The organism is Streptomyces albofaciens JCM 4342 (assembly GCF_008634025.1).
GTDB classification, from domain to species: domain Bacteria; phylum Actinomycetota; class Actinomycetes; order Streptomycetales; family Streptomycetaceae; genus Streptomyces; species Streptomyces albofaciens.
The window spans coordinates 2,369,199-2,391,421 of sequence record NZ_PDCM01000002.1 but is presented as its reverse complement, the minus strand read 5'-3'; the positions used below and the strand labels follow the sequence as shown (position 1 = coordinate 2,391,421).

Sequence of the window (22,223 nt, the reverse complement as noted above, 5' to 3'; positions counted from 1 at the left end):
CGAACCGCGTGACCGCCGAGATGTCCGTGCCGTCCACCGCAGTGCTGACCGGGGCAGACCGGGACGGTTCCAACTACACCGCGCGGCACCTGCTCGTCCTGGAAGGACTGGAAGCCGTCCGCAAGCGCCCGGGCATGTACATCGGCTCGACGGACAGCCGCGGTCTGATGCACTGCCTGTGGGAGATCATCGACAACTCCGTCGACGAGGCCCTGGGCGGCTACTGTGACCGTATCGAGGTGATCCTCCACGACGACGGCTCGGTGGAGGTCCGCGACAACGGCCGCGGCATCCCGGTGGACGTGGAGCCCAAGACCGGCCTGTCCGGCGTCGAGGTCGTGATGACCAAGCTGCACGCCGGCGGCAAGTTCGGCGGCGGCTCGTACGCCGCCTCCGGCGGTCTGCACGGCGTCGGCGCCTCCGTGGTCAACGCCCTGTCCGCCCGGCTGGACGTCGAGGTGGACCGCAACAGCAAGACCCATTCGATCAGCTTCCGGCGCGGCGTGCCCGGCATCTTCACCGAGTCCGGCCCCGACGCCCCCTTCGATCCGGCCAACGGCCTGCTCAAGGGCAAGCGCATCCCCAAGACCCGTACGGGTACGCGAGTGCGGTACTGGGCGGATCGCCAGATCTTCCTCAAGGACGCCAAGCTCTCCCTGGAGACGCTGCACGCCCGCGCCCGCCAGACCGCCTTCCTGGTGCCCGGCCTGACCCTCGTCGTGCGCGACGAGCGCGGCCTGGAGGGCGAGGGCCCGGTGGAGGAGACCTTCCGCTACGACGGCGGCATCAGCGAGTTCTGCGAGTACCTGGCCCAGGACAAGGCCGTGTGCGACGTGCTGCGCCTGTCCGGGCAGGGCACCTTCAAGGAGACCGTGCCGGTCCTCGACGAGCGCGGACACATGACGCCCACCGAGGTCACCCGGGAACTGGGCGTGGACGTCGCGCTGCGCTGGGGCACCGGCTACGACACCACCGTCCGCTCCTTCGTCAACATCATCGCCACCCCCAAGGGCGGCACCCACGTCTCCGGCTTCGAGCGCTCGGTGACCAAGACGGTCAACGAGGCGCTGCGCGCGGCCAAGCTGCTGCGGGTGGCCGAGGACGATGTCGTCAAGGACGACGCCATGGAGGGCCTGACCGCGGTCGTCACCGTGCGCCTGGCGGAGCCGCAGTTCGAGGGGCAGACCAAGGAGGTGCTGGGCACCTCGGCCGCCTCCCGCATCGTCGCCCAGGTTGTCGCCAAGGAGCTCAAGGCGTTCCTGACCTCCACCAAGCGGGACGCCAAGCAGCAGGCCCGGGCGGTGCTGGACAAGGTCGTGGCGGCGGCCCGTACCCGGATCGCGGCGCGGCAGCACAAGGAGGCGCAGCGCCGCAAGACGGCGCTGGAGTCGTCCTCGCTGCCGGCGAAGCTGGCCGACTGCCGCAGCGACGACGTCGAGCGCAGCGAGCTGTTCATCGTCGAGGGCGACTCGGCGCTGGGCACCGCCAAACTGGCGCGCAATTCGGAGTTCCAGGCCCTGCTGCCGATCCGCGGCAAGATCCTGAACGTGCAGAAGGCCTCGGTCTCCGACATGCTCAAGAACGCCGAGTGCGGGGCGATCATCCAGGTGATAGGGGCCGGCTCGGGCCGTACCTTCGACATCGACGCGGCCCGCTACGGCAAGGTCATCTTCCTGGCGGACGCCGATGTCGACGGCGCCCACATCCGCACCCTGCTGCTGACCCTCTTCCAGCGCTACATGCGCCCCATGGTCGAACAGGGCCGGGTCTTCTCCGCCGTGCCGCCGCTGCACCGCGTCGAGCTGATCCAGCCCAAGAAGGGCCAGGACAAGTACGTGTACACCTACTCCGACAACGAGCTGCGCCAGACCCTGCTGGAGCTGCAGCGCAAGAACATCCGCTACAAGGACAGCATCCAGCGCTACAAGGGTCTGGGCGAGATGGACGCCGACCAGCTGGCCGAGACCACCATGGATCCCCGCCACCGCACCCTGCGCCGGATCAACATCGGCGAGCTGGAAGCCGCCGAGAAGGTCTTCGACCTGCTCATGGGCAATGAAGTCGCCCCCCGCCGCGAATTCATCACCAGCTCCGCCGCCACCCTCGACCGCTCGCGCATCGACACCTGACGGGAAGAAGCGCGGCACACGCCGGTACGGGCGCCTGTCCACCCACGGGTGGAGAGGCGCCCGCCGCCGTTTCCACCCGGGACCCACCCGTGCGCCGATCCGGGCGGTGGGCCGCGCTCCGTAGCGTCGGGACCGTTGTTGTTCCCGTGCCACGGAGGCCCAGGTCATGAGCGGCTCGCTCAACGTTCTCGTCATCGTCGCGATCATCGCGCTGGTGGTCGTACGGCAGCTGAAACCGCAGCGGCTGGAGACGGACGGCCGGCGCTGGTGGCTGCTCCCCGGCATCCTCGCGGTGCTGGCGGTGCGCGAACCGGGCCTGCTCGACAGCGCGCACCCCGTCGGGTCCGTCGTCCTGCTGGTCCTCGGGGTCGTCCTCGGACTGCTCACCGGCGCGGCCTGGGCGTGGACGATGCGCGTTTGGACCGGTGAGGACGGCGCGCTTTGGGCGGCGGGCCGTCCGGCGACCGCGGTCGCCTGGGTACTCGGCGCGGCCCTGCGGTTCGGTCTGTACGGAGTGGGGTTGCTGGCCGGGATCCACCTGGGCAGCCAGGCCACGATGCTGACCGTGGCCGCCACGCTGCTGGCCCGGACGGGCACCATGGCCTGGCGGGCACAAACGCAGCGGCCGTCGTACCGTGTCGCTGCCAGTGGCTGAGGCCACGTGCCCGCGCTCCGGCCGCACGCACCGGCGGCCGGGCCCCGGGAGCCCCACGCCGGAAGGATCGTTTGTGCCGCTGAGTATCTGGACGAGCTGGCCCTTGCGGGAGGCACTGTCCCGAGCCGGGTTCAGCACGACCCGGCTCTGGATCGGCCGGGGCATCCGCGTCCTGGTGATGGCCGCCCTGCTGTGGAGCGCCCTGTCGAACCGGGAGTTCCGGGGTGCGGGCGTGGCCCTGGGGCTGGCCACGGTCGCGCTGTGCGGCCTGGCTCTGTGGGGCTTCTTCCGTACGACGCTCCAGCACCGGCTGTGGCCCGCGCTCGGGCTGCTGGCCCTGCTGGAGGCCGGCGCTCTCTGGTTCCACCTGGAGGGCGCGAGGGCGCCGGCCGCCGTGGTGTGGGGCGCCACCGCCGTCATCTCGATGGAGCGGCTGCCGCTGGCGGCCGCGCTGCCGGCCATGGCCGTGTCCCTCGGTGCGTACACCCTGCGCAGCCCCGACGACTGGCTGTCGACCGCGACGACCGTCATCGGGCTCGGACTGGCCGGGTACGTGCTGCGGCTGGACTCGGAGGCGCGGGGGAACGCCCAGCGGCTGCTGACCCAGGAGCGGGCCGCCCGCAAGGCCGAGGCCGAGACGGCGGCGCTGGCCGAGCGGAGCCGTATCGCCCGCGAGATCCATGACGTACTGGCGCACAGTCTGAGTGCGCAGTTGGTGCACTTGGAAGCGGCGCGGCTGCTGATCCAGCGCAGCGACGACCTGGAGGCGGAGCGGCAGCAGATCCTGGAGCGGGTGGTGGCCGCGCGCGGCATGGCGAGGGAGGGGCTGGACGGCACGCGGCAGGCCCTGTCGGCACTGCGCGGCGAGATGGCTCCGACGGAGGACTACCTGCACAACCTGACGGCTGCCGAGGGCGCCCGCCTGGAGGTGACGGGGGAGCGGCGCCAGCTTTCCCCCGAGGCCGCTCTGGCGCTGCGCAGGGTGGCGCAGGAGGCGCTCACGAACGTACGGAAGCACGCGCCGGGCGCGCGGGTGACCGTACGCCTCGACTACACGGAGAGCGAAGTCGAGCTGGAGGTGCGGAACTCCGGGGCGCGCAGGAAGCCGCGCGGCGGCGGGCCGGGTGCCCCGGATGATCTCGGCTCGACCGGTTCCGGGTACGGTCTGCTGGGGATGCGGGAGCGCGCCGAACTCCTCGGCGGAACGCTGGTCTCCGGCCCCGAAGAGGAGGGTTTCGTGGTGCGGTTGCGGGTGCCGGCATGACGGCGCGGGTGGTGGTCGCGGACGACCAGACCGTGGTGCGCGAGGGAATCGTGATGCTGCTGGGGCTGTTGCCGGGCATCGAGGTCGTCGGTTCGGCCGGGGACGGCGAGGAGGCCGTACGGCTCACCGCCGAACTGGCCCCCGACGTCGTCCTGATGGACCTCAGGATGCCCCGCTGCGACGGCGTCGAGGCCACCCGGCGCATCCGTACGGAACACCCGGGCACCGAGGTCGTGGTGCTGACGACCTACGCCGACGACGACCACCTCTTCCCCGCGCTGGAGGCCGGCGCCCGCGGCTACCTGACCAAGGACGCGGACGGCGACGAGATCGTACGGGCCGTCGAGGACGTCCTGTCGGGCGAGGCGGGACTGTCGCCGAAGGTGCAGCGGCGGCTGCTGGAGCGGTTCGCCGAGACCAAACGGCCCGCCGCCGCGGTGACACCGTCCGCGGCCCCGGACGGCCTGACCGCACGCGAGGTGGAGGTGCTGCGGCTGGTCGCCGAGGGACTGTCCAACCCGGAGATCGCCCGGACGCTGCACGTCTCGAACGCGACCGTGAAGACCCACATCAACAACCTCTTCGCCAAGGCCGGGCTGCGGGACCGGGCCCAGGCGATCCACTACGCCTACCGCAACGGTCTCGCACAACCGCCCGAATCGTCCATCACCTGATCGGGTCGGAACCTGATCGGGGCAGGCCCTGAGTGGGTCAGGCCCTGAGTGGGTCAGTCCCAGATCGGGTCAGACCCAGAGGTAGCGGTGCTCGGGGCGCCCGGTCTCGCCGTATCTGAGGCTGAGACGGACCCGCCCGGCGCGTTCGAGGAGCTTGAGGTAGCGCTGCGCGGTCTGCCGGCTGAGCCCCGCCTGGCGGGCCACGTCCTGGGCGGACAGCGGTGCGTCGGCCGTGCGCAGGACGGACCGTACGCGGTCGGCGGTCGCCGTCGAATGTCCCTTGGGCAGCTCGGCGGGCCCGGCGCCGGCGGACCCCAGCGCCCCGAAGATCCGGTCGACCTCGGACTGTTCGGCCTGGCCGCCGCCCTCGAAGGCGCGGTGGAGCGCCGCGTATCCCTCCAGCTTGTGCCGAAGCCCCGCGAACGTGAACGGCTTGACCAGGTACTGCAGCGCGCCCTGGCGCATGGCGGCCTGGACGGTCGCGATGTCACGGGCCGCGGTCACCATGATCACGTCGGTCTGGACGCCGCGCTGCCGCAGCCGGGACACGAGCTGGAGGCCGGTCTCGTCGGGGAGGTAGTGGTCCAGCAGGACGAGATCGACGGGCGCCGTCTCCAGGGCGGCCAGTGCCTCGGCGGCGGAGTGGGCGAGGCGGCTGACGCGGAAGCCCGGGACCTTCGCGACGTACGCGGCGTTGATCTCGGCGACCCGGGTGTCGTCGTCCACGACCAGTACGTCGATCATCGGGGGGCTCCTGTGTCGTCCGTGACTCCTGCGGCGTGGGTGGCATCGGCGGCTTCCGGGCCGGTGGAGAGCGCGTCGGACAGCGCGTCCGGGAGGGTGACGGTGAATTCCGCGCCTCCTCCGGGGCGGTCGCCCACTTCGGCGGTACCTCCGTACCGCTCGGCCAGACGGCGTACGAGTGCCAGACCGATGCCGCGCTGCCCGTGGGCCGGGGGCTCCTTGGTCGTCCAGCCCTCGGTGAAGATCTCCGCCCGCCGGGGTGCGGGCACCCCTGGCCCGTTGTCGCGGACGCGCACCACGGCGGTGCGCCCCTCGGCGCGAAGCTCCACCTCGACGCGCGCTCCCGGGCGGCCGGCCGTGGCGTCCAGGGCGTTGTCGACCAGGTTGCCCAGGACGGTGACCAGGCCGCGCGGGTCCACCACGCGATCCGGCAGGCGGCTGTCGGGCGCGATGCCCAGCGAGACGCCGCGCTCGGTGGCGACGGTCGCCTTGCCGACCAGGAGGGACGCCAGCAGCGGATCGTGCACCCGCTCGGTGACCTGCTCGGCGGTCGCCCGGTGGACGCCCACGGCCTGGGTCACGAACTCCACGGCCTCCTCGTGCAGTCCCAGCTCCAGGAGGCCGAGCAGCGTGTGGAGGCGGTTGGCGTGCTCATGGTCCTGGGCGCGCAGCGCGTCGATGAGACCGCGGGTGCCGTCCAGCTCGCGGCCCAGCCGCTCCAGCTCGGTACGGTCCCGCAGCGTCACCACGGCCCCGCCGTCGTCGGTCGGCATCCGGTTGGCCACCAGGACGCGCTGTCCGCTGACGGTGAGCAGGTCGGCGCCGCGCACCCGGCCGGACAGGACCTCCGCGGTACGGCCGGGCGGCAGCGCTTCCTCCAGCGGCCGGCCGGTGTCCTCGGCGCGCAGGTCGAGCAGCCGCTGCGCCTCGTCGTTCAGCAGCCGGATGCGACCGTGCCGGTCGAGCGCCACGAACCCCTCCCGGATGCCGTGCAGCATCGCCTCCCGCTCGGCGAGCAGCGCGGAGATGTCGGAGAAGGCCAGGTCATGGGTGCGGCGCTGGAGCCGCCGGGCGACCAGATAGGCGGCCAGCGCGCCGACGGCGAGCGCCCCGCCCGCGTACGCGAGCAGCTGCGGCACGGTGGCCAGCAGGAGTTGCTGCACGTTCTCGTAGGCGATGCCGACCGACACGGCGCCGACGATCCGCCCCTGGTCGTCCCGCAGCGGGACCTTGCCGCGCGCGGAACGGCCGAGGGTGCCCTCGTCGATCTCCATGACCTCATGGCCCGCCAGGACGTCGCCGGGGTCGGTGGAGACATGCCGCCCGATCTGGCCCGGGTCGGTGTGGGACCAGCGCACTCCGTGTACGTCCATGATCACGACGTACTCCGCCCCGGTCGCCCGGCGGATCCGCTCCGCCTCGTTCTGCACGGGCCCGGTGCGCCCGGGCCGGGAGCTCTCCAGCGCGTCGTCGAGGCGGGACTCGGCGGCGGTGGTCTGGGCAATGGCCAGAGCGCGGCGCATCGCCTGGTCGTCGAGCTGCGCACCGAGCGGGGCGAGGAAGAGACCGGTGGCGAGCGCGGTGACGCCGGTGGCGATGGCCAGCTGCATCAGCAGCACCTGCGCGAAGACCCGGCGCGGCCAGCCCAGACGGGCGCGCAGGCGCGACAGCGCGGCGCGGGGCCCGCCACCGGCGGCCCGGCCCGCGCCCGGCCGCGCGTTGATCTCGTCCTTGGCACCCATACGAACGAACAGTAAGCGAAGGCTGAGACCGGGCAGGTGAGAGCACGGTTCGGGGCTTGGTCGGGGTCCGGAGAGGCAGCACGGCGACCGGCGCTCGGCAAGCCCTGTGGACAAGGGGTGCGGCGGTTGTCCACAGGGGTTTCGGGAGCCGAGAGTGACTGCTTAGTCTCACATCGTGACGGCGGGGCTTCCGTCCGTGAGGATCTCTTCAGGGGGTGGATCGATGAGGTGGTGGGACTGGAGCGCCGGTCCGGCGCTCGGCAGGCCGTACTCAGGCGGTGGCCGTGCCGCTGATTTACGGCGGGGGAGTGGGGGCCGGGGGTGTCCGAGGAGCCACTGCCGTCTGCGGCGCCTACGTGAGGCCACCGTTGCTCGTCAGCAGCTGACCGTTGATCCACTCGCCCTTCCTGGAGCACAGGAAGTCCACCAGGTGCGCGGTGTCCTGCGGAGTGCCCAGCCGGCCGAGCGGACTGTTGCGGATGCAGTACTCGCGGACCTCCTCGGGCATCCAACCGGTGTCGACCGGGCCGGGATTGATCACGTTGGCGGTCACGCCGAGGTGGGCGAGTTCATGAGCGGCGGCCAGGGTGATGCGGTCCAAGGCTCCCTTGCTCGCCCCGTAGGGCAGGTTGCCGACAGTGTGGTCACTGGTGAGGCTGATGATGCGGCCGGTTCCCCGTTCCGCGGCGAAACGGCGTCCGAACTCGCGGATGAGCAGCCAGGTGGCGCGCGCGTTGACGGCGAAGTGCCGGTCGAAACTCTCGACGGTCGTGTCGAGCAGCCCGGAGTCGACGGACTCGCAGTGGCACATCACCAGCGCGGTGACACCGCCCATCCGCTGTTCGACCTCGTCGAAGACGCGTGCCGAGGCAGCGGGGTCGGCGAGGTCCGCCTCGATCGCGAGGGTGGACGCACCCTGGTCGACGAGGGCCTGGCTGATCACTTCGGTCGCGCCGGGCTCTCTGCCCCAGCTCATACGGTCGTCATAGGGGGCCCAGTAGGTGAAGGCGATGTCCCATCCCGAAGCGGCCAGCCGGCGGGCGATGCCCGCGCCGATACCGACGGTGCGCCCCACGCCGGTGATCAAGGCGAGCGGACGGCGGGCCGGAGAACCTTGCTCAACGGCGTTCATAGGCACGTTCGTTGTGGTCGGTACTCGTCGTCACGGTTCGGAATCGTTCACGAACGCCGACTGAGCGTCAAGCACTGGTGGGGGAGGGCCCGTACGGATACCACGGCCATGCGGGCCGGACGCCCGAGCGGGGATCCGCAACTGGCCGGCGCGGGCGCGCCATCGGCGCGCTGTTCCACCGTGACCTGCCAGGACCGGCCGTCCCGGTGCGCGAGTGTGACGACCCACGCCGGGGAGGCAGGTGAATCGGGAGGGTCGGGGGCGGTTGCCGGGGCTGTGCCCTTGTCGGCTGCGCGCTTACCGTTCGGGCCTTCCGGCCCCGCGCCCGCCTCTCCCCGGTCGGCGCCGGAGGGCGGTACCGCTTCCGTGCGTACGACATCGAGCGCGTCCGCCCGGTCCTCGCGTATCAGTTCCCGTACGGCGAGGTCGGCGGCCTGTGCCGGGCGTTCCCAGGCGGAGCGGCCCCGGCAGTGGTCGAGGAGGATGCGTCCCGAGCGCGCCGACTCCACGGCGTCCTTGACCAGCGGGGCGGAGGCCCGTCCGTAGGCGTAGCCGTAGGGGAGCACGAAGAGGGTGGGGGAGAAGCGGTGGCCGCCGATGTGGGTGACCTCCCACGCCTCGGTTCCGCTGACGGCCAACTCGGCGGCCAGCGGCCGGCCGAGAAGGGCGCAGCAGCGGTCACGCTTGCCGTTGGTGCAGACGAAGACCAGCGGTTCTCCGGCGTACGGCGCCCAGAGCCCGTCGTGTTCGCCCGCACCCAGGCGTGCGAAGTCGAGGGACAGCAGCGCTTCGGGATCGGTGATCGCGGCGGTCCGCATCCAGGAGCGGCCCGGCGCGGTGTGCGCGACGAAGGCGCGACGGGCGGTGGAACCGTGGCAGTCGGCGTGGCGGCCCGGTCGGCGGATGAGGGCGACGCGTACGCCGGTGCCGTCCGCGGCCGCTTCCAGGGCGCGCCCGACGCGGGGGTCGAGGTGGCTCTCGGTCAGCGCTTCGGTGCCCCAGGGGCCGGTCTGTTCGACGAGCAGCCAGGTCCGGGCGGTTGCCGAGGTGCCTGCGACGGGCTCGGCGGCATCGCGGGAAGCGGTCGCGCACGTGCTCACATAGGTAAGCCTAACCTGTCGCGAGACCCCCCTGACTTGGCGCCCTTGTCCCGCCACCCACCCCCATCCCGGCCCTACCCTGCTCACGGCATCGGCATCGGCATCGGCATCGGCATCGGCAGCGGCATCGGCATCGGCTGAGGCGGCCGCGGTCCTTGGTAGTGGCCGCTCGGGCGCATGCGCAGCGGGCGTTCCTCGTACTCCTCCAGCGCGTGGGCGATCCAGCCGGCCGTGCGGGCCACCGCGAAGACCGTTTCCCCGGCTTCGGGAGTCATGCCGGCCGAGACGGTCAGTACGGCCAGCGCGAGGTCGACGTTGGCGTGCAGGGTGGTGTGGCGGGCGGCAGTGGCGGCGACTTCGCGGGCCGCGCCCAGCGCCGGTCCGGCCTGCGGCACGTCCTCCAGGAGGCGGAACAGGGCGCGAGCGCGCGGATCTTCGCCCTGGTAGACGCGGTGGCCGAGGCCGGGCACCCGTCGGCCGGCGCGCAGGTGGTCCGCGACCACGGCCGCCGCGCTGCCCCGCTCCAGCACTTCCAGCAGCATGCGGTGCGCGAGCCCGCTCGCGGCGCCGTGCAGGGGGCCGTCCAGCGCGCCGAATCCGGCCGACACAACGGCGTACGGATGCGCCCGCGCGGAGGCGGCCACCCGGGCGGCCAGGGTGGAGGCGGCGAGGTCGTGGTCGATCAGGAGGGTGAGTGCCGCGTCCAGTGCGCGAAGTGACGGGGCGTCGGGGCGTTCCAGGGTGAGGCGCGACCACAGGCGGTGGGGGAGCGGGGCCGATGTGCGGGCGTCCGGGGCCGATGTGTGGGCGTCCGGGGCGGATGTGTGGGCGTCCGGGGTGCCCAGGTGTGGCAGCGCGTCCACGAGGACGGGGATCAGCGCGCGCGCCGTACCCAGGACGGCGTCCTCGGACAGGTCGAAACGCAGCGGGTCGGCGGAGGCCGCCGCCACCACCGCGACGCGCAGCCGGTCCATCGGGCCGCTGTGCGCGGGCAGCGCGCCGACGGCCCGGCGCGCGGCGGCGAGCGCGTCCTCAGGGGCGGAGAAGCGGACACCGGGGCGCAGCACGCCCGTCCAGAGCCAGTCGGCGACCTCTTCATAGCCGTAACGGGCCGCCAGCTCGGACGTGTCCACGCCGCGGAAGTAGCAGTGGTCCTGGTCGATGAGGGTGATGCCGGTACGGATCGCCAGGTCGCCGCCGTGAGCGGCCGGTTCGCGGCGGCCGCCGCGCCGGGCGAGCGCGTCCACCTCCGCGGCGTCGAAGGTGCTGCCGCGTCCCCCGGGGTTGCGTCGGCTGGTCAGCTGGCCGCGGCTGACGTACGCGTACACCGTCTCCGGCTTCACGCCGAGCCGCTCGGCCGCCTCCCGGGTGCTCAGCCGCTGCTCGGCCCCGTCGTCACCCTGTGTTTTCTGGTCCGCCATGGCTCCCACCGTATCGATTCGCGTCGACCTATGCATTGATTCAATCAATATTGACAGCCATTGAGTCAAGCATGGACAGTCACATCAATACGGAGATGCCCGGAACGGCCTCGCCGGCCAACGGGACCGGAGCCGGAAGCCGGAAACCGAGAGCTGGAGCCGAGAGCCGGACCCGGGAGCGCGGAACCGGAAGCGCAGAAAGAGCCACCGAAGCAGCAACAACAGCCGGGACAGCCCCAACAGCCGGAACGGCACCAACAGCCGGGACAGCCCCAACAGACGGAACGGCACCAACAGCCGGAACAGCCCCAATAGACGGGACAGCACCAGCAGCCGGAACAGCCCTAACAGACGGAACAGCCCCAACACACCGAGCCCCAAAAGCAGAAAGGCGCCGCACCCCATGTCCATCACCGAGCCACACCCCACCGTCGACGTCCCCCGCGGCCTCGCGGGCGTGATCGTCACCGAGACCGAACTGGGCGACGTACGGGGCGGGGAGGGCTTCTACCACTACCGCCAGTACTCCGCCGTGGAGCTCGCGCAGAGCCGTACCTTCGAGGACGTCTGGCACCTGATGCTCCGCGGTTCCCTGCCGGACGCGGAGCAGCGCGCCGCCTTCCTGGCGGAGACCGTGCCCCTGCGCCACCTGCCCGAAGCCGTACGCGACGCCCTCCCCGGCATCGCCCGCGCGGGCGCCCGCAGCGGTCCGCTCGCCGGCCTGCGCACCGCGCTCTCCCTGCTCGGTGCCGCCGCGGGCTTCCGGCCCCTGTACGACATCGACGCCAAGCAGCGCGGCGCGGACGCCCTCACCGCGAGCGCTGCGGTGCCCACCATCCTCACCGCGCTCCACCGCCTCGGCCGGGGCCTGACACCGGTCGAGCCGCGCGATGATCTTCCGTACGCGGCCAACTACCTCTACATGCTCACCGGCGAGGAACCGGACCCCGAGCGCGCGAGCGCCATCGAGCGCTACCTGATCTCCACCGTCGACCACGGCTTCAACGCCTCGACCTTCACCGCCCGCGTCATCGCCTCCACCGGCGCCGACCTCGCGGCCTGCCTGGCCGGTGCGGTCGGCGCGCTCTCCGGACCGTTGCACGGCGGTGCGCCCAGCCGGGCCCTGGACGCCCTCGACGCCATCGGCAGCCCGGACCGCATCGACCCCTGGATCCGCGAACGCGTCCGCTCGGGCGAGCGGATCATGGGCTTCGGGCACCCCGTCTACCGCACCGAGGACCCCCGCTCGCGGATGCTGCGGGACATCGCGCGCGGCTTCGGCGGGCCGCTCGTGGACTTCGCGGTGCGGGTGGAGGAGCGCGTCGAGGCGCTTCTCGCCGAACTGAAGCCCGGCCGGGAACTGCACACCAACGTCGAGTTCTACGCGGGCGTGGTGATGGAGCTGTGCGGCCTGCCCCGGGAGATGTTCACCCCCACCTTCTGCGCCGCGCGGGTGATCGGGTGGAGCGCCAATATCCTGGAGCAGGCGGACGACTCGAAGATCATCCGTCCGGCGGCCCGCTATGTGGGTCCGCCCCCGCCGCAGCCGGTGCCCGCCGCGCTGAACTGACGGCGCACCGGACCGCCGGCGCGCCGCCGCACCGACGTACGACGATGGAGGCGCCCCCTTGGCCCCGCAGGCCCCGCGACAGATCCCGGTCATCGTGCTCGCCGGATTCCTCGGCTCCGGCAAGACGACCCTGCTCAACCACCTGCTGGGCCGCAGCGGCGGGAGCCGCGTGGGCGCGGTCGTCAACGACTTCGGCTCCATCGAGATCGACGCCATGACGGTGGCGGGACAGGTCGACTCGATGGTCTCGCTGGGCAACGGCTGCCTGTGCTGCGCGGTCGACACCAGCGAACTGGACGAGTACCTGGAGCGCCTGGCCCGCCCGGCGGCCCGTATCGACGTCATCGTCATCGAGGCCAGCGGGCTGGCCGAGCCCCAGGAACTCATCCGCATGATCCTGGCCAGCGAGAACGACCGGATCGTCTACGGCGGGCTCACCGAGGTCGTGGACGCGGCCGAGTTCGCCGCCACCCGGGCCCGGCACCCGGAGATCGACCGGCATGTGGCCGTCGCCGACCTCGTGGTCCTGAACAAGGCCGACCGGATCGGGGCGGCGGAGCAGCGTGCCCTCCTGGACACGCTCGCCGAGCTGAGCCCGGGGACGCCGGTCGTGCCGGCCGCGTACGGGCGGATCGACCCGGAGCTGTTCTTCGACCGCAAGCCGCGCGACGAGGCGGACGAGGCGGTGCGCCAGCTCTCCTTCGAGGATCTGATCCGGGCGGAGGCGGACGCGGAGGCCGCGGCGGGCGGGGAGGCGACCGGGGAGCATGTCTGCGACGGGCCGGAGTGCCGCGAGCACGGGTGCGGCCACGGGCACGGGCAGCACCTCCACGCCGCCTACGAGAGCGTGGAGTTCGTCTCGGACGCGCCGATGAACCCGCGCCGGCTGATGGCCTTCCTCGACAGCAGGCCCGCCGGGCTCTACCGGATCAAGGGCTTCGTCCACTTCGACGTACCGGAGAACCGGCAGAAGTTCGCCGTCCACGCGGTCGGCGACTTCCTGCGCTTCTACCCGTCGCCGTGGCAGCCGGACGAGGAGCGGCGCACCCAGCTCGTCATGATCGGCAGCGGCGTCGACGCGGCGGCGCTGCGCAAGGAGCTGGCGGACTGCCGGGAGACCGGGCCGGAGCGCGCCGGGCCGGAGAGCATGTGGGGGGTGCTGCGGTACGTACCGTCCGGGGGCGAGCCCGGGGGCCCCGAGCCGGGGGAGCCCGGGGACCCCGAGCCAGGAGGACCCGGGGACCCCGATGGGCCCGCGGACTTCGCCCCGGGGCGGCCGGAGGAATACGACGAGCTGTAGCCCGCGCGGCACGTGCGATCCCGCACAGCGGGACAGCGCTCTCCCACACAGGGCGGGGGCCCGGCCCGGCCACGCCGCCGCCGGGCCCCCGCCCTCACTCCACCTCGCCCGTCACACCGGCCCCGCCAGCGCCGTGACCGGCTTCGTCAGCGGTACGCCCGAGCCGTCGCGCCGCGGGTCCGGGTCCGGCAGGGGGACCGGGGAGCCCTTGGCGTCCGCGGCCCGTACCGGTGCGGAGCCGGCCCAGGCCAGCGACAGGCAGTCCTCGCCCTTGAGGAACCGCTGGCAGCGCACGCCACCGGTCGCCCGGCCCTTGCGCGGGTACTGGTCGAACGGCGTGAGCTTGGCCGTCGAGACCGAGTCGTCGAGCGTGCCGTGCGAGCCGGAGACCGTGAAGACCATGGCGTCGGCGGCCGGGTCGACGGCCGAGAAGAAGATGACCTTCGCGTCCGGGCCCAGCTTGATGCCCGTCATGCCGCCCGCGGGCCGGCCCTGCGGCCGCACCTGCCCCGCCGGATAGCGCAGCAGCTGCGCCTCGTCGGTGATGAAGACCAGGTCCTCCTCGCCCGTACGCAGCTCCGCGGCGCCCACGATGCGGTCGCCCTCCTTGAGGGTGATGACCTCCAACTCCTCCTTGTTGGAGGGGTAGTCCGGCACCACGCGCTTGACGATGCCCTGCTGGGTGCCGAGCGCCAGGCCCGGCGAGGACTCGTCGAGCGTCATCAGGCAGATCAGTTCCTCGCCCTCCTGGAGGGAGAGGAATTCCGAGACCGGCGCGCCACCGGACAGGTTCGGCGCGGCGACGGTGTCCGGCAGCTGCGGCAGGTCGACCACCTGGAGGCGCAGCAGCCGGCCCGCGGACGTCACCGCGCCCACCTCGCCGCGCGTGGTGGCCGGCACCGCCGAGACGATCACGTCGTGCTTGACGCGCTTGGCCTCCGCGTCGAAGTTCACCTCGCCGTTGGCCGTACGGGCCAGCAGCCCCGTCGAGGACAGCAGCACCCGGCACGGGTCGTCGGCGACCTCCAGCGGCACGGCCGCCGCCGTGGCGCCCGCCGATTCCAGCAGGACCGTCCGCCGGTCCGTGCCGTACTTCTTGGCCACCGCGGCCAGCTCGCCGGAGACCAGCTTGCGCAGCTCGGCGTCCGAATCGAGGATCTTCGTGAGCTTCTCGATGTCGGCGTTCAGGGTGTCGCGCTCGGATTCCAGCTCGATGCGGTCGAACTTGGTCAGCCGGCGCAGCGGGGTGTCGAGGATGTACTGCGTCTGGACGTCGCTGAGCGCGAAGCGGTCGATCAGCCGCTCCTTGGCCTGCGCGCTGTTCTCGCTGGAGCGGATCAGGCGGATGACCTCGTCGATGTCGACCAGGGCCGTCAGCAGGCCCTCGACCAGGTGGAGGCGGTCGCGCTTCTTGCCGCGCCGGAACTCGCTGCGGCGGCGCACCACGTCGAAGCGGTGGTCGACGTAGACCTCCAGCAGCTCCTTCAGGCCCAGCGTCAGCGGCTGGCCGTCGACCAGCGCGACGTTGTTGATGCCGAAGGACTCCTCCATGGCCGTGAGCTTGTACAGCTGCTCCAGGACGGCCTCCGGGTTGAAGCCGTTCTTGATCTCGATGACCAGGCGCAGGCCGTGCTCGCGGTCGGTGAGGTCCTTGACGTCCGCGATGCCCTGGAGCTTCTTCGCGCCCACCAGGTCCTTGATCTTGGAGATGACCTTCTCGGGGCCGACCGCGAACGGCAGCTCCGTGACGACCAGGCCCTTGCGGCGGGCGGTGACGTTCTCGATCGAGACGGTGGCGCGGATCTTGAACGTGCCGCGGCCGGTCTCGTACGCGTCCCGGATGCCGCCCAGGCCCACGATCCGGCCGCCGGTCGGCAGGTCCGGGCCGGGCACGAACCGCATCAGCGTCTCAAGGTCCGCGTTCGGGTGCTTGATCAGGTGGCGGGCCGCGGCGATCACCTCGCCGAGGTTGTGCGGCGGCATGTTCGTCGCCATGCCGACGGCGATCCCGGACGCGCCGTTGACCAGCAGGTTCGGGTACGCGGCCGGGAGAGCGACCGGCTCCTGCTCCTGGCCGTCGTAGTTCGGCGCGAAGTCGACCGTGTCCTCGTCGATGGACTCGGTCATCAGGGACGTGGCCGAGGCCATCTTGCACTCGGTGTACCGCATGGCGGCGGGCGGGTCGTCGTTGCCGAGCGAGCCGAAGTTGCCGTGGCCGTCGACCAGGGGCAGCCGCATGGAGAAGGGCTGCGCCATCCGCACCAGGGCGTCGTAGATGGACGCGTCGCCGTGCGGGTGGAGCTTGCCCATCACCTCGCCGACGACGCGGGCGCACTTGACGTAGCTGCGCTCGGGGCGCAGCCCCATCTCGTTCATCTGGTAGAGGATGCGGCGGTGCACGGGCTTGAGGCCGTCGCGGGCGTCCGGGAGGGCGCGGGAGTAGATGACCGAGTACGCGTACTCAAGGAAGGAGCCCTGCATCTCGTCGACGACGTCGATATCGAGGATCCTCTCCTCGAAGTCGTCCGGCGGCGGGGTCTTCGTGCTACGGCGGGCCATCGCGGCTGCGGCTCCTTCGCTTGCGTCCTGCTGCTTGCCGATGCTGGATCACGTCGGGGCGTGTGCGGACCATTGTGGCCCGCCCCACTGACAACGCCGACCGCGACCCTCCCCGGGCCGCCGGACGAGGCCGCCGCGAAGTCCGCTCGTACGAGGCAGCCCGGACGGGAACTTCGCCATAGCCCGACGCGCTTGCATACAGTGACAGAACTTCCTCGCAAGCGGATCGAAGGGACGTACATGCCCATGGGTCACACGGCCACAGAACAAGCCGGCTCCGGCGGCCTGACAGCGACCGAGCACCGGCTGGCCAATGGCCTGCGCGTGGTGCTCTCCGAAGATCACCTGACTCCGGTGGCCGCGGTCTGCCTCTGGTACGACGTCGGCTCCCGGCACGAGGTCAAGGGCCGCACGGGCCTGGCCCACCTCTTCGAGCACCTGATGTTCCAGGGATCCGCCCAGGTCGCCGGCAACGGCCACTTCGAACTGGTCCAGGGCGCCGGCGGCTCCCTGAACGGCACGACCAGCTTCGAGCGCACCAACTACTTCGAGACCATGCCCGCCCACCAGCTGGAGCTCGCGCTGTGGCTGGAGGCCGACCGCATGGGCTCCCTGCTGACGGCGCTGGACGAGGAGTCCCTGGAGAACCAGCGCGACGTCGTCAAGAACGAGCGCCGCCAGCGCTACGACAACGTCCCCTATGGCACGGCCTTCGAAAAGCTGACGGCCATGGCGTACCCGGAGGGCCACCCGTACCACCACACGCCCATCGGTTCGATGGCCGACCTGGACGCCGCCTCCCTGGAGGACGCGCGGGCCTTCTTCCGTACGTACTACGCGCCCAACAACGCGGTCCTGTCGGTCGTCGGCGACATCGACCCCGAGCAGACCCTCGCCTGGGTGGAGAAGTACTTCGGCTCCATCCCCGGCCACGAGGGCAAGCAGCCGCCGCGCGACGGCACGCTCCCGGACGTCATCGGCAAGGAGCTGCGCGAGGTTGTCGAGGAGGACGTACCCTCCCGCGCCCTGATGGCCGCCTACCGCCTCCCGCAGGACGGCACCCGCGAGGCCGACGCCGCCGACCTGGCGCTGACGGTGCTCGGCGGCGGCGAGTCCTCGCGCCTGTACAACCGGCTGGTGCGCCGCGACCGCACGGCCGTGGCCGCGGGCTTCGGCCTGCTGCGGCTGGCCGGGGCCCCCTCGCTCGGCTGGCTGGACGTGAAGACCTCCGGCGGCGTCGAGGTGCCGGAGATCGAGAGCGCCGTGGACGAGGAGCTGGCCCGCTTCGCCGCCGAGGGCCCGAGCCCCGAGGAGATGGAGCGCGCGCAGGCCCAGTTGGAGCGCGAGTGGCTGGACCGGCTCGCCACGGCCGCCGGGCGCGCCGACGAACTGTGCCGTTACGCGGTCCTGTTCGGCGACCCGCAGCTGGCCCTGACCGCCGTGCGGCGCGTCCTGGACATCACCCCGCAGGAGGTGCAGGAGGTCGCCCAGGCCCGGCTGCGCCCCGACAACCGCGCGGTCCTCGTGTACGAGCCGACCGAGCCGACCGCCGCCGAGGACAACGACGAGGAGGCGGCCCAGTGAGCGACGCCGTCAGCACCACGATGACCTTCCACCCGCAGCCGGCCGGCGGCGAGCCCAAGCCGTGGGCGTTCCCCGCCCCCGAGCGCGCGCAGCTGCCCAACGGCCTGACGGTCCTGCGCAGCCACCGCCCCGGCCAGCAGGTCGTCGCCGTCGAGATCGACATCGTCGCGCCCCTGGAGGCCGAGCCCGAGGGCCTGGACGGGGTCGCCACGATCATGGCGCGGGCCCTGTCCGAGGGCACCGACAAGCACGACGCCGAGCAGTTCGCCGCCGAGCTGGAGCGCTGCGGCGCCACCCTGGACTCGCACGCCGACCACCCCGGCGTCCGCGTCTCCCTGGAGGTCCCGGCCTCCCGGCTGGACAAGGCGCTCGGCCTGCTCGCCGACGCCCTGCGCGCCCCCGCCTTCCCGGACGGCGAGGTCGAGCGCCTGGTGCGCAACCGCCTCGACGAGATCCCGCACGAGCTGGCCAACCCGGCCCGGCGCGCCGCGATGGCCCTGTCCAAGGAGCTGTTCCCGGCCGACTCCCGGATGTCGCGGCCCCGCCAGGGCACCGAGGAGACCGTCTCCCGCATCGACGCGGCGGCCGTCCGCGCCTTCTACGAGGCGCATGTGCGCCCCGCCACGGCCACCGCCGTCATCGTCGGCGACTTCGCCGGCGTCGACGTGGACGCGGCTCTGGCGGAGACCCTCGGCGCCTGGACGGGTTCGCCCGCCGAGCCGGTCAAGGCCAGCCCGATCACCGCCGACGACACCGGCCGCGTCGTGATCGTCGACCGCCCCGGCGCCGTACAGACCCAGCTGCTCATCGGCCGCATCGGCCCGGACCGGCACGACCGCGTCTGGCCCGCCCAGGTCCTCGGCACGTACTGCCTCGGCGGCACCCTCACCTCCCGCCTGGACCGGGTGCTGCGCGAGGAGAAGGGCTACACCTACGGGGTGCGCGCCTTCGGCCAGGTGCTGCGCTCCTCGGCCGACGGCGACGGCGCCGCGATGCTCGCCATCAGCGGCTCGGTGGACACCGGCTCCACCGGCCCGGCGCTGGAGGACCTGTGGAAGGTGCTGCGCACCCTCGCGGCGGAGGGCCTGACGGACGCCGAGCGGGACGTGGCCGTACAGAACCTGGTCGGTGTCGCGCCCCTGAAGTACGAGACCGCGGCGGCCGTCGCCGGAACCCTCGCCGACCAGGTCGAGCAGCAGCTCCCGGACGACTACCAGGCGCAGCTGTACGTACGGCTGGCGCAGACCGGCACGGTCGAGGCCACCGCCGCGGCCGTCAACGCCTTCCCGGTGGACCGGCTGGTGACCGTCCTGGTGGGCGACGCGGCCGAGATCGAGGAGCCCGTCAGGGCGCTCGGCATCGGCGAGGTGACGGTGGTCAAGGGCTGACGGCCCGTCACGGGCGTCGCCCGGTCCCCGGTCCCCGGCCCCCGGCCTCCGGTCCCCGGTCCCCGGCCCCGGCGGCCGACGGGCCGTGACCCGTTCGGGTGACGCGGCGTCATGAAGGGATCCAGTGGTGCGCGAGTGCCACTGGATCTTCTTTATGTCCCAATTGAGGGGGGTGGTTGCGTGATGGCCGTGTGGCGTACGGCACAAAAGCGGGGTTCTGTTTGCCGTTCGAAAGTGGCCCCGTTTAGCGTCGATCCGGCTGTTCGCAGGATCACCGCCGCAACCGCGGCACGGACAGTCATCGCCGAGTCCCCGTACGGCGCGAGCCAGGGGAGCCGGGGACCCAAGTCCCCCGGGGTGAATCGGGCGCCTTCCCGGAGGGGCCCGTAGGAGACCTTCCTGCTCCGAACCCGTCAGCTAACCCGGTAGGCGAGAGGGAAGGAAAGGACACAGCCAGCCCATGGCGTTCACCCGTGGCACCGGGAAGCACCGTGCTCCGAGCCGCAGCGCTCGGGCGACCCGCAACCTGGCCGGCATAGCCACGCTCGCCGCCTCCGGCGTCGTCGCCACCGTCGCCTCCCCGGCGCTGGCGGCCGGCAACCCGGACGACGCGAACACCCACGACACCGGCTTCCACCAGGCCGTCGTCCTCGGTGACGAGCTCGCCGAGCAGATCGAGGCGCAGGCCGACGCGCAGCAGGAGGCCGCCGACGCGGCCGCCGCGCAGGCCAGGGCCGAGGCCGAGGCGCGTCAGCAGGCCGCGGAGGCCAAGCGCAAGGCCGAGGCCGAGGCGAAGAAGAAGCGGGAGGCCGAGGAGCGCGCCGCCCGCGAGGCCGAGCGCAAGCGCCTGCTGACGTACGTCGCCCCCATCGACGGCTCCTACGTCTCCACCAGCTACAAGGCGTCCAGCGGCCTGTGGTCCTCCGGCAGCCACACCGGCATTGACTTCCACGCCGACTCCGGGACCACCGTCCACGCCGTGGGCTCCGGCACCGTCGTCGAGGCCGGCTGGGGCGGCGCGTACGGGAACAACGTCGTCATCAAGATGAACGACGGCACCTACACCCAGTACGGCCACCTGTCGTCCATCAGCGTCTCGGTCGGCCAGACCGTCACGCCGGGCCAGCAGATCGCCCTGTCGGGCAACACCGGCAACACCACCGGACCGCACCTGCACTTCGAGGCCCGCACCTCGGCCGAGTACGGCTCCGACATGGACCCGGTCGCCTACCTGCGCTCGCACGGCGTCAACGTCTGACGCGCACCCCCGTCCCCACCCGTGCCCCGGCCCCGCGGCCGGGGCACGGGCGTTTCCGGGAATCCCGTCCGCCGGCCCGGATTCCCGCCCGGTCCGCCGACTGGCCAAAAAATATCCATGAATGCGCCACGGCCGTCGGAAATCCCGGCCCCGTCGAATAGAGTCACGTCGAATGCCGCCGCGCGGCGGCGCTGGTGAATGTTTCCCGGGAATGACGGCGGAGGCACGGACGGATGCGAGGCCATATTTCCGCGCACGCGGTGTGCACGGCGATCCGCGACGACATCGTATCCGGCGCCCTGGCGCCCGGCAGCCGGCTGATCGAGGAACTCCTGGCCGGCCGGTACGGGGTCTCCCGCGTTCCCGTGCGCGAGGCGCTGCGCACGCTCCAGTCCGAGGGTTTCGTCACCATCCGGCACCACGCGGGCGCCTGCGTGGCCGCGCCCACCGAGCGGGAGGCGGCCGACCTGCTGGACATCCGCGGCCTGCTGGAGCCGCTGGGCGCCGCCCGCGCCGCCGCCCGCCGCACCGCCGCGCACCTGAAGGTGCTGCGCGGCATCGTCCGGCTGGGGCGCGAGCGCGCCCGGCACGGACAGCGTGCCGAGCTGCGCCAACTGGACGGCTGGTTCCACGAGACGCTCGCCCAGGCGTCCGGCAGCGCGAGCCTGGCGGCGCTCCTCACCCAGCTCCGGCGCAAGATCGACTGGATGTACGCGGTCGAGCCCCCGGCCCGCGAGGAGCGCTCCTGGGAGGAGTACGGCGCGGTGCTGGACGCGGTGAGCCGCGGCGACGCGGAGCGGGCGCGCGCTCTGATGGCGGCGCATGTCGAGCGCTCGCGCGAGGCGTACACGCTGCGGGCCGCTGTTCCCGCCCCGGCCGTGAGGACTCCGAAACAGCCCGTCAACACGGCGCGCGACCGGAATTAACACATCGGCCGTATACAAGAGTGGTACGCGGATTGCCGAAAAGGGCGACAGCGGCGTACGCGCGGGAGAAAAGCGCGGGCCTGGGCCGGATATCGCGTGCCGCGTTGAATTGCCGTACGGAATTATCCGGGCGGGCCCGCCCGATCGCGGCGTACGGCTTCCGGTAAGGCAGTTCCGTGGCCGTGCCGAACGCGCGGGAAGAAGCCGTGCCGAACGCGCGGGAAAAACCGTACCGAACGGGCTGGAAGAGGCCGTGTCGAGCGCGCGAACCGGAAAAGCAACGACCCCGCCCGGCGCCGGTCCACCCGGTCACCGCGGCGGGGCCGCGCGCACATCGGTCCGCGAAGCGGTTCAGACGGTCTCCGGGAGCTCCTCAAGGCCCTCGGCGACCAGCTTGGCGAGACGGTCGAGCGCGGCGTCGGCGCCCTCGGCGTCGGAGGCCAGCACGATCTCCTCGCCACCCTGGGCGCCCAGGCCCAGCACGGCCAGCATGGAGGCGGCGTTGACCGGGTTGCCGTCGGCCTTGGCGATCGTCACCGGGACGCCGGAGGCGGTGGCAGCACGAACGAAGATCGAGGCGGGGCGGGCGTGCAGACCCTCGGCCCAACCGACATTGACGCGGCGCTCAGCCATGGTGTTGCCCTTCAAGTCGTCGAAGTTGTCTAGACCAGTGTCTCATGATGCCGGGAGTGCTCCGGCAGCCCGCGGCGGGGTGCGCCACCGGCCGTCGGCACGCTACCGGCTGGTCGCGGGCATACGGCCGAAGCGTCCGCCATC

17 protein-coding genes and 1 riboswitch are annotated in these 22,223 nt (G+C 72.3%); of the genes, 10 read left to right on the top strand and 7 right to left on the bottom strand.

The window, feature by feature from the left end:
* Positions 1-8: 8 nt before the first annotated feature.
* The 4 genes from CP973_RS30370 (at position 9) to CP973_RS30355 (ending at position 4,722) form a co-directional block, all read left to right on the top strand.
* Entirely contained in the window at positions 9-2,129 is a 2,121-nt protein-coding gene (locus tag CP973_RS30370; protein ID WP_150247069.1) for a DNA gyrase/topoisomerase IV subunit B, read from the top strand.
* A gap of 166 nt (positions 2,130-2,295) precedes the next feature.
* Positions 2,296-2,784 (top strand): DUF1453 domain-containing protein, encoded by a 489-nt coding sequence (locus CP973_RS30365; protein ID WP_150247068.1) that lies wholly within the window; start codon positions 2,296-2,298, stop codon positions 2,782-2,784.
* Positions 2,785-2,857: 73 nt separating this feature from the next.
* Complete coding sequence (locus CP973_RS30360) at positions 2,858-4,048, top strand: sensor histidine kinase (RefSeq protein WP_150247067.1); 1,191 nt, start codon at positions 2,858-2,860, stop codon at positions 4,046-4,048.
* Entirely contained in the window at positions 4,045-4,722 is a 678-nt protein-coding gene (locus CP973_RS30355) for a response regulator transcription factor (protein WP_150247066.1), read from the top strand. Before CP973_RS30360 ends, CP973_RS30355 begins: the two co-directional genes overlap by 4 nt.
* Before the next feature lie 69 nt (positions 4,723-4,791).
* On the opposite strand, the gene CP973_RS30350 is transcribed toward CP973_RS30355, so the two are convergent.
* From CP973_RS30350 to CP973_RS30330, 5 genes are all read right to left on the bottom strand, one after another.
* Positions 4,792-5,466 carry a DUF7342 family protein gene (locus CP973_RS30350; protein ID WP_150247065.1) on the bottom strand — a complete coding sequence of 225 codons (675 nt, stop codon included), beginning with the start codon at positions 5,464-5,466 and terminating at the stop codon, positions 4,792-4,794.
* The gene (locus CP973_RS30345; protein ID WP_150247064.1) at positions 5,463-7,208 is read right to left on the bottom strand and encodes an ATP-binding protein; all 1,746 of its coding nucleotides are present in this window, start codon (positions 7,206-7,208) and stop codon (positions 5,463-5,465) included. The genes CP973_RS30350 and CP973_RS30345 overlap by 4 nt, the downstream gene beginning before the upstream one ends.
* A gap of 352 nt (positions 7,209-7,560) precedes the next feature.
* A complete protein-coding gene (locus CP973_RS30340) occupies positions 7,561-8,340 on the bottom strand; it encodes an SDR family oxidoreductase (protein ID WP_150247063.1) in 780 nt (259 codons plus the stop codon).
* 47 nt (positions 8,341-8,387) lie between these two features.
* Positions 8,388-9,440, bottom strand: a complete 1,053-nt coding sequence (locus CP973_RS30335) for a sucrase ferredoxin (protein ID WP_150247062.1) — start codon at positions 9,438-9,440, stop codon at positions 8,388-8,390.
* An 83-nt stretch (positions 9,441-9,523) separates the two neighbouring features.
* The gene (locus CP973_RS30330; protein WP_150247061.1) at positions 9,524-10,861 is read right to left on the bottom strand and encodes a citrate/2-methylcitrate synthase; all 1,338 of its coding nucleotides are present in this window, start codon (positions 10,859-10,861) and stop codon (positions 9,524-9,526) included.
* A 403-nt stretch (positions 10,862-11,264) separates the two neighbouring features.
* On the opposite strand from CP973_RS30330, the gene CP973_RS30320 reads away from it, so the two are divergent.
* Both CP973_RS30320 and CP973_RS30315 read left to right on the top strand, forming a co-directional pair.
* Entirely contained in the window at positions 11,265-12,431 is a 1,167-nt protein-coding gene (locus tag CP973_RS30320; RefSeq protein ID WP_150247059.1) for a citrate synthase/methylcitrate synthase, read from the top strand.
* Positions 12,432-12,489: 58 nt separating this feature from the next.
* Positions 12,490-13,731 carry a CobW family GTP-binding protein gene (locus tag CP973_RS30315; RefSeq protein WP_150247058.1) on the top strand — a complete coding sequence of 414 codons (1,242 nt, stop codon included), beginning with the start codon at positions 12,490-12,492 and terminating at the stop codon, positions 13,729-13,731.
* 111 nt (positions 13,732-13,842) lie between these two features.
* Here CP973_RS30315 and CP973_RS30310 read toward each other — a convergent pair whose 3' ends face one another.
* On the bottom strand, positions 13,843-16,290 hold the full coding sequence (locus CP973_RS30310) for a DNA gyrase/topoisomerase IV subunit A (RefSeq protein ID WP_150247057.1): 2,448 nt from the start codon (positions 16,288-16,290) through the stop codon (positions 13,843-13,845).
* Between the two features lie 246 nt (positions 16,291-16,536).
* Here CP973_RS30310 and CP973_RS30305 point away from each other — a divergent pair, with 246 nt between their 5' ends.
* The 4 genes from CP973_RS30305 to CP973_RS30290 all read left to right on the top strand — a co-directional run bounded on the left by CP973_RS30305 (position 16,537) and on the right by CP973_RS30290 (position 21,446).
* A complete protein-coding gene (locus CP973_RS30305) occupies positions 16,537-17,874 on the top strand; it encodes a M16 family metallopeptidase (RefSeq protein WP_150250499.1) in 1,338 nt (445 codons plus the stop codon).
* A gap of 20 nt (positions 17,875-17,894) precedes the next feature.
* Entirely contained in the window at positions 17,895-19,262 is a 1,368-nt protein-coding gene (locus CP973_RS30300; RefSeq protein WP_150250496.1) for a M16 family metallopeptidase, read from the top strand.
* 292 nt (positions 19,263-19,554) lie between these two features.
* Positions 19,555-19,709, top strand: a riboswitch (cyclic di-AMP (ydaO/yuaA leader).
* Positions 19,710-19,722: 13 nt separating this feature from the next.
* Positions 19,723-20,520, top strand: a complete 798-nt coding sequence (locus CP973_RS30295; protein ID WP_150247056.1) for a M23 family metallopeptidase — start codon at positions 19,723-19,725, stop codon at positions 20,518-20,520.
* A gap of 233 nt (positions 20,521-20,753) precedes the next feature.
* Entirely contained in the window at positions 20,754-21,446 is a 693-nt protein-coding gene (locus CP973_RS30290; protein ID WP_208853334.1) for a GntR family transcriptional regulator, read from the top strand.
* 351 nt (positions 21,447-21,797) lie between these two features.
* Here CP973_RS30290 and CP973_RS30285 read toward each other — a convergent pair whose 3' ends face one another.
* Positions 21,798-22,079 carry an HPr family phosphocarrier protein gene (locus tag CP973_RS30285; RefSeq protein WP_003981826.1) on the bottom strand — a complete coding sequence of 94 codons (282 nt, stop codon included), beginning with the start codon at positions 22,077-22,079 and terminating at the stop codon, positions 21,798-21,800.
* Positions 22,080-22,223: the final 144 nt, after the last annotated feature.